Origin of the sequence: Bacillus sp. NEB1478 (assembly GCF_031582965.1) — a bacterium.
In the GTDB taxonomy this organism is placed as follows: domain Bacteria; phylum Bacillota; class Bacilli; order Bacillales; family Fictibacillaceae; genus Fictibacillus.
This window is the reverse complement of record NZ_CP134049.1, coordinates 602,591-615,483: the sequence shown is the minus strand read 5'-3', so window position 1 is coordinate 615,483 and position 12,893 is coordinate 602,591. Positions and strand designations below refer to the sequence as shown.

The window sequence follows — 12,893 nt, the reverse complement described above, 5'->3', positions numbered from 1 at the left end:
GATTTACTTAATTCCAGAATGCGCCATTGTGTTCATAACCTGGCTCTGCAGAATGATAAAGATAATTAAGTTCGGAACAAACATGATTAGTGATGCTGCTGCAGCCATCCCTTGCCCGGCCACATTATTCCCCGTCACTTGTGAAGTGAGTGTCGACATGTAAAACGAGAAAGTTTTTAGCGTTTCATCGTTCACATAAAGTGACGAGCTTTCAATACTGTTCCAGACGAGCTGAAAAGACAGGATGGCAATTGTTGCGATTGCCGGTTTGACGAGAGGAACGATGATCTTCGTGAATATTTTAAAATCGGACGCTCCATCCAGCTTCGCGGCTTCTATCAATTCATCCGGAATCTGGTCGATGAACTGCTTTACTAAAAACAGACCGATCGGCATCGCTAAGAGCGGCAGAATATGCACAGTAAATGTATTGATAAGCTGTAATTTTTCAATTATAAGATACCTTGGAATTGCAACGGCTGCTGGAACGAACATTAAGGCAAGCGTGTTGATTTCAAAGATCGCTTTTTTCATTTTGAAATCTTTCTTAGATAACGCGTATCCAGCCATCGTGCTGATGACAACGGTTAAAAAAACGACGATAACGGTGATGACAACGCTGTTAAATAAAAAGCGCGACATCGGAACGCCTGTATCATTTGTTTTTGTGAACAGATCGGTAAAGTTTTGCATTGTCGGCTTGTCCACAAAGAACCTTGGCGGATAGGCGAACAATTCATCGATCGGTTTAAACGCGTGGAAAAAAATAAAAACAATCGGCAAAGCCATAAACACAGCCAATGGGATCAAAAAGAGAAGGAACTTGATCTGACTTTTATGAAACTTTGACGGATTCATCTTCGTTCCTTGAAAGGATGACATGTCGTTCACTCCTTGTTGTTAGTCTTTTTCTCCAAACAATCTCCAGGCTACTTTCGAAAACGCATAGACAACGATTAAAAGAACAACGGAAATCGCTGCCGCATAGCCCATTTCGTAGCGGATGAATCCATAGTCTTCCAGATGGTTTACCATGAGCTGTCCTGCGTTTTGCGGAGTCGGGTTTGCGCCTGATAGAGCTACCCCGATCGCACCTGCCTGAAACGTTCCAACGACCGCCATCACTGCGCCAAATAGCATTTGCGGCTTCATGGATGGGATCGTGATATAGATGATTTCTTGAAACCGGTTGTTGATTCCGTCGATATATCCGGCTTCATAAATTTCGGTATTGATGTTCAGTACACCTGAGAGCATGGCCAGGAATCCGACACCCATGCTTCCCCAAAGTGTGACAAAAATCATGATTTTCATTAAATATTCGGGAGACTGCAGCCATTGGATCGGCTCAAACAAAACGCCCATTGTGATTAATAAGCTGTTTAAATATCCCGTTTCATCCCCGCTGAAAATGATCGTCCATACAACGGCCATCGCAACACCTGCAGTCATTGACGGCGAATAGATGATCAGCGCCAGAACCGTCCTCATTTTACTCGGGATTTGAGCAAGCGCCCACGCGAGTATAAAGGAAAGAATATACCCGCCAGGACCTACGATCAGTGCGAAGGTCAGCGTGTTCGGCAATACTTTCTGCATGAAAACCTCATCTTGCGTGATGAGACCCACATAGTTGCTCAATCCGATGAACGTCGGTTTTTCGATCGCATTAAAGTACGTAAACGATAAAAGGATCGCTGCTGCAACAGGTATGATGATAAACGTCGTAAAAAAGATAATGTATGGACTTAAGAAGACCCAATGTGAATGATCCCGTTTTTTATTTATCATCTTTATCACCTGCCCAACTTTCCACTTCTTCTATCGTAGGGATCGGATACGGCTTGACCATTTTTCCGTCCTTCATATACCCGAACTCCTCCATTTTCCGGCTGATTTCCCGATTGATCGAGATCACAGAGTCATCCACTGCTGACCGTGTATTCACACCGTCAAATACGATTCGGTTCCATATGTTGCTCAGCTCCCGCTCGATCATATAGGAGCCAGGGTTTTTCGGAACTTCGTGCAAATACTCCCACTGCTTTAGAATCGTTTCTTTATCTTGCTCAGGCCAAGGAAGCTTTTTGAATGCTTCAATGTTCGACGTGTTCCACATGTATTCCGGTCCATACATCGTTTGCAGTGATGTTGCGAACTCGGTTTGTGTATCTTCAGAAAGCCACCATTTTAAAAGCTTCCACGATTTTTGTTTATCCTTCGTGCCTTTAAAGATCATCGCGGACTGGCCAGATCCCGGTGCCCATCGTGCAACGGTTCCATCTTTTTGCTTCACACCAGGCTGCGGAGCGATATTCCACCACCCTGCGATCTCTGGAGCAGCTGACTTTAGCTGTATATACGTTGTAAAATTCGCGATCCCAATCGGCAGCGTTGAGTATCTGAAATGATTGTAAAAGTTCGGTACTTGAAGCGGCATGCTGTAAATCGTGTTCAGATCTGTCATGAACTGGATCCCTTTTAACGATGCTTCACTTCCAATCGCCGTACTCATGCCGTTTTTCCCATACAGATCACCATTGAATTGATAGATGAATGGCGTCGTTGCCTGGAACGGCTTAAACCCTGTCGCACCAGCCATCGGTGTATAATAGTTCATTCCATAGCGCTGCAGCTCAGGCAAAATGCTGATCACGTCATCCCACGTATCAGGAACAGGAAGATTCAGCGCTTCCAATATATCTCTTCTATAAAATTGAACGAAAAAGTCTTGTGTTTCAGGCATCGCATACACTTTATCTCCCACCATCATCGGCAGGAACGAGCCTGGTGAAAACTGCTTACTGAACGCTTCAAAGTCATCAAATTGATGAAGATCAACCGAAGCTCCTCGAATCGAAAGCTCGTAAGGTAGCCAGTTGCTTATGCCAAGCGCAAGGTCAGGTTGCTTATGAGCTGCACTCGCTAAAATGAGTTTCTGCTCTTCTGGCATGATCGAGTATTTTACTTTTATCCCTGTTTTCGGTGTAAAGTTCTGATCGGACAAGTTTTGAAGAAGCTCTACATAATGACGCGGGCGATTCACCCACACCTCTAGCGTCTGATCATCTGTTTCTTTCGCCGAATAATTATCGGAAAAGAAAGAAAGGAAGAACTTTTTAACGCTGTCGAATAATTTTTCCCAAAATCCCGCTTCCGCGTCCGGAAGTTCCTTGTCACCGTGTACATAAAAACGATCGATCTGCAGCGGCTGTTTTGGCAGTTCTTCTAGTAAGTTACCAAGCATTTGAGCGGCAGACGAAGATCCTTCTGAAAGCTCTGTAAGTCTGCTCGGAATCTCATTCGGCTTTTTGCTTAACGCTCTGAGCTTTTTGACCGCCATTTCAAGAGAAACGATATCTTTTGAATCTTCTTTCGATGTATCGAGACTTCTTAAATAATCACGTTCTTTTTGGAGGCGATCTGCCCACCCGGCTAACGTTTTATCAATATCAGGAATGAACTCGCTGATCTTCCATCCACGTGAAGCATCTGTTTGATTACCCGTCAACTTGCGGATCTCGAGTGTGAGCTCTTCCATCTCTCTCATAATGTCGTTCGTTGTATGAATAACCGGTTCAACTGGTGATGCATCTGCTTCTAATCCGATTTCGTGCTCCCCTTTTGTCAGGTAAAACAAATAAGGCTTGTCCTTTTTGTCAGTTAATGTGACGTTCGACCAGTTTTTATTGAAAGCAAAGGAAACCGGAGCTACTTCTGAAAAAGGAATTTCCCCATCGATCAGCAGTTTTCTGAACACTGGCCCGCCTGTTTTCTTATTTTGCAGCACCTTGAACGTCAGCTTGTAAAAACCTTCTTTCTCAACGTTTACTTTCCAGTTGACTGTTTGTCCGCTTGAGTTCCATGAATCGCCGCCAAGTACGTTAAGCAGCAGATGTTTCGTGTCCTTCGGCATGGCTGATGAGTCATTAGCCGCTAAAGGCCGTATGTAAGAACTGTTTTTCGTATAGTTTTGTTCCGCTTCTTGCGTAATGGTCGTGTCTGCTTGTTTTTTATTTTGGTAGTTTGCTAGATATTCTTTATAAGCTGGCAGTTTAATAGGAGAATGAACGTACACTTTTCCGAGCAGCATCTCACCGCTAAGGTTCGCGAGCTCGATCGTGTTCTTTCCTTTTTTGAGTTCATATTTTAACGGCTCAGACTGCAGCTGGCTCGCATCTTCCGCACTTAAGCGCATCCATTTTGGAACGGTTACCTGCTTCGGAATCATGTCATTCCCGAACCGGTCTTTTTTGAAAGTTTTGCGGTCGTTTTCCCACACGGATGGAAAGACTATCCTTCTGCTCTCGTAAAATGGATATTGCCCGTTTACCCGGATTGCGCCCTCTATTGGAACAACCTCTTTGCTTAATGGATAATAATCAAATGAAAGCTCGTACAATCCGTCTTTTGGTGCTGTGATCTCATAGGTAACGGATTCTTGGTTATGCCAATAGAAAACACGATTCAAGTATCCCTTGCTTTTCGCTTTCGGCAGGAGATTTTTCTTGTTCACATTTAGGAATTGGGAAGGAGATACGGACGTCTCAAAATCTGAGACGCCCTTTTTCCCTTCTTTTTCCCACGTTTTGAGGACGGTATGATAGTTTTCTTCCACGACTTGTTTGACTGGCTTATCCTTACTGTTATTTTCAGCAGATGCGAAACCATGTGGAAAGATCAAAAACAGCATAATAACCGACCAAACGAATCTTTTAAAAAACTTCATACTTGTTTTACCTCCCCTAAACGTTGGCTTTATTTATCTTTTAAAGCCTCTTGTGCTTCTTTGCTTTTCTGGTCTGCTAATTGATCAAGCTGTTTTGCATAATCTTCAATTTTCAAATCGCCTTTTACGATGTTATCCATCAATACAGCTACTTTCGCGTTCGGCTCTTCTCCAACTTTTACACCTGTTGGCGCTTCCCATCTAGCATCTACGTAGCCTGGCACCGTTTTAACCGGCTCAACAAGCGCGTTATCTAAATTGTCATACGCTGTTTTGATTCCCGGTACTTCCAGCATGTCAAAATATTGATCAAGGATTTCTTTGTCAGCGTTGATCGGCAGCGTGTTCAGGGCTTTTCCTTCTTTGTCTGCAATATTCATACGCTTCGTGAAGCCTTCTTTACCGAATGACATCCATTTCGAAAACAAGTAAGCTTCTTTAGCGTGCTTGCTCGTTTTAGAGATTCCAACAAAGTCATTTGTCAGACCCGTCATTCCGCCTGGCAATCCGATATAATCCCAATCAAAGCTTGCGTTTTCAACTAAGTTCGTCGTTCCCCATGTCCCGTCAAACTTAAGTGCGATTCCGCCGTTCATCCATACTTCTTCTGGGTTTTCACCTTTAAAACTAGCTTTTTGATCGTCTTTCAACGTTTCATAAGCGTATCCGTTTGTTGCGAATTCTTTTGCAAGGTTCATACCTGTGATGAATTCCTTGCTGTCGAGTGAATATTGACCGTCTTTCAATGTGTACCAGCCCATATCTTTGTTCACAGCTGCTGGATACCAATCTTCAACTGAAAACGGCTGGTTAAGCCCTGCTACACCTTTGTTTACGTTTGTTACATCTTTAACAGCTTTCGTGAACTCATCAACAGACATTCCGTATTCCGGATAATCCAAGTTCGCTGCGTTGAAAAGATCTTTGTTCACAAAATAACCTAAGAAATGCTGTGCGTAAGGAACGGCATATACTTTACCGTTGTACATCGCAGATTCTTGAACGGCTTTTGGCACGTTTGCAAAATCTTTATCGTCTTTTGTCATTTTTGTAATATCCATCAACCAGTCGTTAGATAATGAAAGTGGAATTTGCGGCAATGCGAAAACATCCGGCATCTTACCAGCACTAGCTGCTGCTGATAATGTTCCATTCCAATCTGTCGTGCTGATCGACTCATCAATTTTTACAGTGATGTTCGGATATTTCTTTTCGAACGCCTTGATCATCTGGCGGTCTAGATTGTTTTCTTTTTCCGTTCCAAGTGTCCAGCTTGCAAACTTAATCGTTACTTTTTCTTTGCCAGCTTCCCCATCCGTACTTGCTTTCTCATCAGAACTGCAGGCAGCCATTGAGAAAACGAGTCCTAAAACTACTAAAAGCGATAAAATCTTTTTCATTGCTATCACTCCCCAATTCTTAATTTTAAAATTTATTTTAAAATGAAACTCAAGTCATCACCCGGAAGTCCGCTGCATCCATTCCACTTGGATCGGATTTGGTTCGGATTCCTGAGGCTGACCGAGCATTTTAAACAAAGTTTGTGCAGCAGTAATTCCCCATTCTTTTCGAGGTACCTTGATCGTCGTTAGTGGAGGGCTGAAATACTGCGAAACGTAAATATCGTCAAATCCGATGATCGCAATATCGCCGGGCACCTTTACATTCATTTCTTGAATGGCTCTGACCGCCCCCATCGCCATCTCATCGTTGGCACAAATAAATGCTGTCGGAATCTGGCGTGGCTCGCTGCTTATGTAGTCGCGCATCTCGGTGTATCCGCTCGACTCGGTAAAATCAGCGCGTAGCAGGTGTTTTTCGGATGAAAATTGGAGATCGTGTTGTTCGAGCGCCTCTTTGAAGCCTTTTAACCGAGCCTCGCCATCGTATGACTCCTCGGAACCCGCCATGTAGCCGATCGTTCGGTGTCCTTTTTTGATGAGGTGATCGACCGCCATCTTGGAGCCCAACTCATTCGGCAAGAGCACAGGATGGATGTGCTCGTTCTGAAGTTCGCGATCTAGCACAACACAAGGAAGTTTCTCGTTCGCGAGTGATTCCAGAAATTCATCTTCCATGTGGTAATTGAGGATGATTGCGCCATCTACATACCGCTCAACGAGGAGCCGATGCGTGTCATCTGATGCGTACACAACAAACTCGTACCCGTTTTGAATGACGACATCCTGAATGCCCTCCATCATGTCGGTGAAAAATGGACCTGTAAAACCGCTCAAAAACAATCCGATGATGTTCGTTTTGTTTTCTTTCAGGTTTTTGGCCAGCCCGTTCGTGCGATACCCGATCTCCTTCGCCGCATCGAGAACTTTTTGCTTCGTGTAGGGCGTAATAAGAGGGCTTCCGTTCATTGAGTAGGATGCGGTTGAGACGCTGACACCGGCGCGTTTCGCAACATCTTTTAAAGTGACCAACTACCACCCTCCTTTGGGAACGTCCAGAAGTGTTGAAAGGAACAGGACGAGCGCGCGCGTAGAAACGTTTCGATAAATAAGTAAAAAAATGTATTTTGGTTCTCATTGAAACGTTTCAATAAACAAGAAAAAAATAAAAACCTTTACAAATTATTGAAACGTTTCAATAAAGTTATTATAAGCATTATTGTAAACGGTTACAATAGTACTTTTTGAATATTTTGAAATATAATGATATTTTAAAACATCTATTTAATTTTAGGTAGGAAGTGAATTTGCCACACCCGAAATTTTTTTCAGATATGTTTTACGATAAAAGTCCTTGTTTTGTCCTTGCCAGATCTCCTCCCGCACGGGATCGTCATGTTCTACTCTAATGACGCCTCTTTATCCGATCTCGGTCAGCTCAGACATAAATTTTGTCCAATTCAGATTGCCTAAACCATGCAATCGGTATTTACACCAACTATAATCAGACAATATTCCCACTCTCGTAAGTCATATGCCTATTTAGCTAACAACCTCTGAATATATTCGTAACTTGTTTGTAAACTATCAAACGGATCCCCTGGACACTCATCCTGCTCCACTATATACCATTCAATCCCTGATTTTTCTCCCCAATCGATGATCGGCTTAAAATCTATTGATCCTGTCCCAAGTGCCGCAAATGTCTCTTGCTCATCATTCGTCATATCTTTTAAATGAATAATCGGCATCCGGTTCGCATATTGACTGATAAAAGACAATGGATCTTTTCCTGCTTTTTTGATCCAATACACATCGATCTCTGCTAACACACGATTCTGTTCTGCTGGATCTAGTATATATTCCAGCGCTGATTGTCCATTGATGAGCGTGTTAAATTCAAAATCATGGTTATGATAGCTGACCCGAATATCCTTATGCTTTTTCGCTATTTGGTTAAGTACTTGTTTCACATGCTCATACCCTTCAACTGCCCGCATCTCTTCCGTCATATAAGGAAAAACAATATCTCTTGTATCATAAAGCCTTGCTTCCTTAATAACATTCCCTATGTCATTTTCCATTCGATCGATCGAAACGTGCATGCCCGCTGCTTTTAGTCCTAATTCATTCAACGTTTGAGCAACATTAAGAGGATCATATTTTGGGGGAAGGGCAGATATTTGAACACTGCTCCACCCCATTTTTTTCAGGTCTTTTAAAACGCCGAACAAATCTTGCTCAATCTCATTACGAAGTGTATAAAGCTGTACTCCAAACTTTTCTATCATTCTAAAACTCTCCTTTATTTAGCGGTTTGCCTCCACTGTTTTATAAGGCAGTTTGATTTCTTTTCCTGTTTTAGCAGATTCATAAATAGCCAGTATAATCTCGAGTGGTTTTAAACCTTCTTCTCCGTTTACAAGAGGTTCTCTATCTTCACGTATTGCATGCATCATGTCTTCGATCTGCAAACGATGTGCATAGCCAAAAACAGTTGATGGATCATGTGCGTCTAAATCTTTTTCAGCTAAATTGTTGATTTGTTCTTCTGGATCCTTCGATTTTACAAATAAATGAGTGAGTTTATCGTGCTCTATAACGGCTGAACCGTTTGTACCAAAAACTTCGAGACGAGCAGAAAGTCCAGGAAACGCACTTGTAGTACCGACAATCGTTCCTAGCGCACCGTTTTTGAATTTTACCGTCGAAACCGCTACATCTTCTACTTCAATACGTTCATGTGCGAGGGTTGCCGTGTGAGCAAAAACGCTGTCAACTGGACCAACCAAATATTGAAGCAAGTCAATCGTATGGATTGACTGGTTCATCAACGCTCCCCCTCCATCCATCGCCCACGTTCCCCGCCAAGCGCCACTGTCGTAATACCCTTGTGTCCGGTACCAATTTACAGCACACTCCCCGAGCACTAAGCGCCCAAACTTACCTTCCTCAATACTCTTCTTTACTTTTACCGTTGACATATCGAATCGATGCTGCGAGATAACGGCAAGCTTCACACCAGCATCCCTGCATGCTTGAATCATTGAGGTTGCTTTTTCATATGTCACATCGATCGGCTTTTCAGCAATAATGTGTTTCCCGTGCCGTGCAGCTTCAATGACGACCTCTGCTCGCATGCCGCTGGGCGTTAAGATGTTCACAATATCGATGTCATCTCTTTTAAGAAGCTCGAGGTAATCCGAATACCAATCAACACCATAGGTTTGGGCTACTGATTTCGCACAATCTTCGACCACATCGGCTACAGCTACCAGCTTCGCTCCCTTAATTTTACTGATCTCCTCTGCATGAGTATGGCTGATCACGCCACATCCAATAATGCCAAATCGAAACTCTGTTGTCATTTTCATCCTCCTTCTTACACTTGGACTTTTGATAAGATATTTCTTAAAGCTTGAGCTGCCTGCCGGAAAAGCTGTGACCCATTGTACCCAGCGAATTCACCTTCAGGAGCTAAATGATGTTCCAATGATAAAAAGCCGTCATAACCTTCGCTTTTCAATTTGCCTATCAATTCTTCAATCTCACCGTCTCCATAGCCTGCAGGCACCACTTTTCCGTTACTAAATTGCGCATCTTTTATATGCACATATTCAATATAGGGTTGCAGGATGGGATAAGCGTCGGTATAGGGCTTTACCCCGCATTGAACAAAATTGGCCATATCAAAAACAGCCCGGAAGTTTGCAGATTCAACGGTTTTTAGAAGGTCTAAACAGCGCTCTGCATCATCACCATATATCCCTTTCTCATTTTCATGAAGCAAGGTGACGTTTGCTTGTTCTGCCTTCTTCACCATGTCTCTTGTCCGGCTGATCACTTCATCTCTGTAGATGTAAGGATCGTCTTCTTTTGGAATAAAAAAAGAAAAAACGCGAATGTACGGGGTGTTAAAATCTTTTGCCAGACTGATTACTTGATCTAATTCTTTCAACTGTGAAGAAAAGTCCTCACGAATGTCTATTTTTCCGATCGGTGACGCGATGCAGGAGACTTGAAAACCTCTTCTGCCGATTTCTTTTTTGATGATTGACCATTCTTGCTCTGTTAGTTCAATTACATTCTTACCCCACACACCGCGAAGATCCAAATGCTTAATGCCCTCTGCTTCCAGTACGTCTAGCTGTACTCCTAGCTCTGAAGAAACTTCATCTCCAAAGCCTGTTAACATCATCATGAAAAAAGTCCCTCCTTTACTGTGTTTCCGAAAGAATCGTCGTTTTGGTGAAACGTTTCGAAGATCAGCATGAAGTCTACTGTATTTTTGTAAAATTTAGATTAGTTGAATTATTTATCATTATAATTTTATTGGAAATGGATAACAACTAAAGATTTGTAGGTAATTAGGGGTGTTTTGGTAGATCGATGGCTCTGAAGGCAATGCGGATGGTTTTTTCGTGTTTTTGTACCAGAGATATGCGCTGTTACTAAATACAAGCATCACAAATCGTCAATGCTGTAATTTTCTCCAAATTCCCTCCCGTCACTCTGCTAAATAACTTCTAAATGCTCTTAACCTTCCGGATTCTAGTTCAGGAAGACATAAAAAATATGACTTCGATAGTCTTTAATTTAAACAATTGTTTAAATGAGAACTCTTGTTTTGTTTATTAACTTAAAAAAAGACTCATTTAAAATGAGTCTTTACATATTCTTACTTTTCAATTTTTGCAGTCCATTTTCCATCAGCAGTAATAACAAATGCATATGCTCCATCTGTTCCTAGCTGATTTCTCATTGAACCATTATAGTTTCCGATTTCATTCACTAGAAGGTCTTCACCATTTAATAACACAGCAAAGTTGCTTTCACCTTGGTGTGTGAATGTAAACTTATGGTTTCCAGAACTCGTATTGAAGAAAACAACATCATCACCAGAACCAGTTAAAGTAGTTGGCGCATCAGGTATATCAACTGGTGGGGTCTGATAGATATTAAAGTTCCAAGTTCCATCTGCTGTAACATTTAAGAAGTAATCTCCGTCGTTCGGAATCTGGGCGAATGTTTTACCTTTATAATTCCCAATTTCGTTGACGAGCAACTCCATATCATTTCCGTTTTCATCTTGAAGCTGTACTGCGAAGTTTGAACCGCCAGTGTGCGATCCATCGAAAATAGCCCAACCAGCTTTTAAAGGTATCGCATCTGTTGCCGTATCACCTTTTCCGGTAGCCGTTTGTTTAGATTCTTCTCGTTCTTTTATTGCCTGTTCCTTGTCAGCTGCTTCAGCTTTTGCAAGCATTTGTTTTTCATAGTTGCTCACTTCATCCATATTTGAAAATTGAACAACTTCAATAATTTTAACTCCGTCTGTACTGGCTACAATAATTCCATCCTTCGCTTCCAGTACATACCCTACATTCCCATTCCCAATCGAAATGCTGTTTGGCTGATCAACGTTCAGCTTCTTCTTTTCTTTTTTGAAGTTTTTATCCGTTATCCCTTTTGAAATCACTTCTTTAACTTCTGCAACTGTTGATTTTTCTTTTGATTTATTTGCTGCTTTTTTCTCTTTCTTTTCTTCTTGATATGTATTTTTTTCGTCTGCAGTAGTTTTGGAAGCTGTATCGCTGTCCGAATTTACAACACCTACGATAAATAAGACGAAGGCTACAAAACTAATAATAAAACTTCGCTTCGCATTTCCGTTTTTCTTAAAAAGTGAAACCACACCCATTATTAAAAATACAAGAAATCCCATTAGACCGATAAATGCTATCATTCTTTGTTCCCCTTTTTTCTCATTAGTTATATTACAATACTGTAACAACTTTGTAATATTACCATAATATTATTGAAAAAAATATGGGAAACATTGATATTTAGTCAGCTAAATATTACCAGCTTTATATATTAATATATTTTCTAGCAAGTGCTATGGCTCCGCATAATCCTGCTTGATCTCCTAAATCCGGCGGTACAATGTAGTCGTCGATATTTTCGAGGATGTTCTCATGCTGGATATATCCATTTAATAAATTAACTACATTTTCTCTTATTAACGGGAAAAGGTGTGCTTGTTTCATGACTCCTCCGCCTAAAATAAGACGTTTTGGAGAAAGCACCAAAATATAGTTTACGAGCGCTTGCGCGAGGTAATAGGCCTCGAGTTCCCAAACTTTCTGGTTCGTGGCTAATTCCGTCCCCTTTTGCCCCCATCTTGCTTCAATTGCCGGCCCTGCTGCCATTCCTTCCAGGCAATCCCCGTGAAAAGGACAGCTTCCGTTAAACAAATCATCCTCATGACGGCGAACGAGGATATGTCCCATCTCAGGGTGAAGCATTCCGTGTATGAGCTTGCCTTCCGTTATCGCGCCAACACCGATTCCCGTACCGACCGTCATGTAAAGGCAGCTATCAAGGCCTTTCGCCGCTCCCCATTCCATCTCACCAAGAGCTGCCGCGTTTACATCGGTATCGAATCCGATCGGAACGTTGATATGTTTTCTGAGCTCACCAACAAGATTATAGTAATTCCAGTTCTTTTTCGGCGTGCTTGTGATAAACCCGTATGTTGCGCTGTCCGGATTGAGATCAACCGGACCAAATGATCCAACACCAAGTGCGGCGATGGGCTTTTCTTTAAAAAAGTCGATGACGTTACTGAGTGTTTCTTCAGGTGTGGTAGTTGGAATAGTAATTCTTTCGGTGATTTCCCCGTGTTCATTACCGATTCCGCATACGAATTTTGTGCCTCCTGCTTCAATTGCGCCTAAGATCATGGTGGTCGCTCCTTTCGT

The 12,893-nt window shown here is 42.1% G+C and carries 10 protein-coding genes; all 10 read right to left on the bottom strand.

Features of this window, described 5'->3' with window-relative positions; genetic code table 11:
* Nucleotides 1-3: 3 nt before the first annotated feature.
* The 10 genes from RGB74_RS02945 to RGB74_RS02900 all read right to left on the bottom strand — a co-directional run bounded on the left by RGB74_RS02945 (nt 4) and on the right by RGB74_RS02900 (nt 12,875).
* Nucleotides 4-882: a carbohydrate ABC transporter permease gene (locus tag RGB74_RS02945; protein ID WP_310761502.1), complete on the bottom strand. Its 879-nt coding sequence runs from the start codon at nt 880-882 to the stop codon at nt 4-6.
* A gap of 18 nt (nt 883-900) precedes the next feature.
* Nucleotides 901-1,791: a carbohydrate ABC transporter permease gene (locus tag RGB74_RS02940; RefSeq protein WP_310761501.1), complete on the bottom strand. Its 891-nt coding sequence runs from the start codon at nt 1,789-1,791 to the stop codon at nt 901-903.
* A complete protein-coding gene (locus tag RGB74_RS02935; RefSeq protein WP_310761500.1) occupies nt 1,781-4,729 on the bottom strand; it encodes an extracellular solute-binding protein in 2,949 nt (982 codons plus the stop codon). The genes RGB74_RS02940 and RGB74_RS02935 overlap by 11 nt, the downstream gene beginning before the upstream one ends.
* A 29-nt stretch (nt 4,730-4,758) precedes the next feature.
* Nucleotides 4,759-6,129, bottom strand: a complete 1,371-nt coding sequence (locus tag RGB74_RS02930; RefSeq protein WP_310761499.1) for an ABC transporter substrate-binding protein — start codon at nt 6,127-6,129, stop codon at nt 4,759-4,761.
* A 57-nt stretch (nt 6,130-6,186) separates the two neighbouring features.
* The gene (locus tag RGB74_RS02925) at nt 6,187-7,161 is read right to left on the bottom strand and encodes a LacI family DNA-binding transcriptional regulator (protein WP_310761498.1); all 975 of its coding nucleotides are present in this window, start codon (nt 7,159-7,161) and stop codon (nt 6,187-6,189) included.
* Nucleotides 7,162-7,667: 506 nt separating this feature from the next.
* Complete coding sequence (locus RGB74_RS02920; RefSeq protein ID WP_310761497.1) at nt 7,668-8,420, bottom strand: sugar phosphate isomerase/epimerase family protein; 753 nt, start codon at nt 8,418-8,420, stop codon at nt 7,668-7,670.
* Between the two features lie 18 nt (nt 8,421-8,438).
* Nucleotides 8,439-9,497, bottom strand: a complete 1,059-nt coding sequence (locus tag RGB74_RS02915) for a Gfo/Idh/MocA family protein (RefSeq protein ID WP_310761496.1) — start codon at nt 9,495-9,497, stop codon at nt 8,439-8,441.
* Between the two features lie 14 nt (nt 9,498-9,511).
* Nucleotides 9,512-10,330 (bottom strand): sugar phosphate isomerase/epimerase family protein, encoded by an 819-nt coding sequence (locus tag RGB74_RS02910; protein ID WP_310761495.1) that lies wholly within the window; start codon nt 10,328-10,330, stop codon nt 9,512-9,514.
* A gap of 477 nt (nt 10,331-10,807) precedes the next feature.
* On the bottom strand, nt 10,808-11,875 hold the full coding sequence (locus RGB74_RS02905; RefSeq protein ID WP_310761494.1) for a hypothetical protein: 1,068 nt from the start codon (nt 11,873-11,875) through the stop codon (nt 10,808-10,810).
* 124 nt (nt 11,876-11,999) lie between these two features.
* On the bottom strand, nt 12,000-12,875 hold the full coding sequence (locus tag RGB74_RS02900; protein ID WP_310761493.1) for an ROK family protein: 876 nt from the start codon (nt 12,873-12,875) through the stop codon (nt 12,000-12,002).
* Nucleotides 12,876-12,893 lie beyond the last annotated feature (18 nt).

What these genes read in the sequence shown, in the direction of transcription:
- RGB74_RS02945 (WP_310761502.1), bottom strand. Translation starts at nt 882, where the DNA reads ATGTCATCCTTTCAAGGAACGAAGATGAATCCGTCAAAGTTTCATAAA.
- RGB74_RS02940 (WP_310761501.1), bottom strand. Translation starts at nt 1,791, where the DNA reads ATGATAAATAAAAAACGGGATCATTCACATTGGGTCTTCTTAAGTCCA.
- RGB74_RS02935 (WP_310761500.1), bottom strand. Translation starts at nt 4,729, where the DNA reads ATGAAGTTTTTTAAAAGATTCGTTTGGTCGGTTATTATGCTGTTTTTG.
- RGB74_RS02930 (WP_310761499.1), bottom strand. Translation starts at nt 6,129, where the DNA reads ATGAAAAAGATTTTATCGCTTTTAGTAGTTTTAGGACTCGTTTTCTCA.
- RGB74_RS02920 (WP_310761497.1), bottom strand. Translation starts at nt 8,420, where the DNA reads ATGATAGAAAAGTTTGGAGTACAGCTTTATACACTTCGTAATGAGATT.
- RGB74_RS02915 (WP_310761496.1), bottom strand. Translation starts at nt 9,497, where the DNA reads ATGACAACAGAGTTTCGATTTGGCATTATTGGATGTGGCGTGATCAGC.
- RGB74_RS02910 (WP_310761495.1), bottom strand. Translation starts at nt 10,330, where the DNA reads ATGATGATGTTAACAGGCTTTGGAGATGAAGTTTCTTCAGAGCTAGGA.
- RGB74_RS02905 (WP_310761494.1), bottom strand. Translation starts at nt 11,875, where the DNA reads ATGATAGCATTTATCGGTCTAATGGGATTTCTTGTATTTTTAATAATG.
- RGB74_RS02900 (WP_310761493.1), bottom strand. Translation starts at nt 12,875, where the DNA reads ATGATCTTAGGCGCAATTGAAGCAGGAGGCACAAAATTCGTATGCGGA.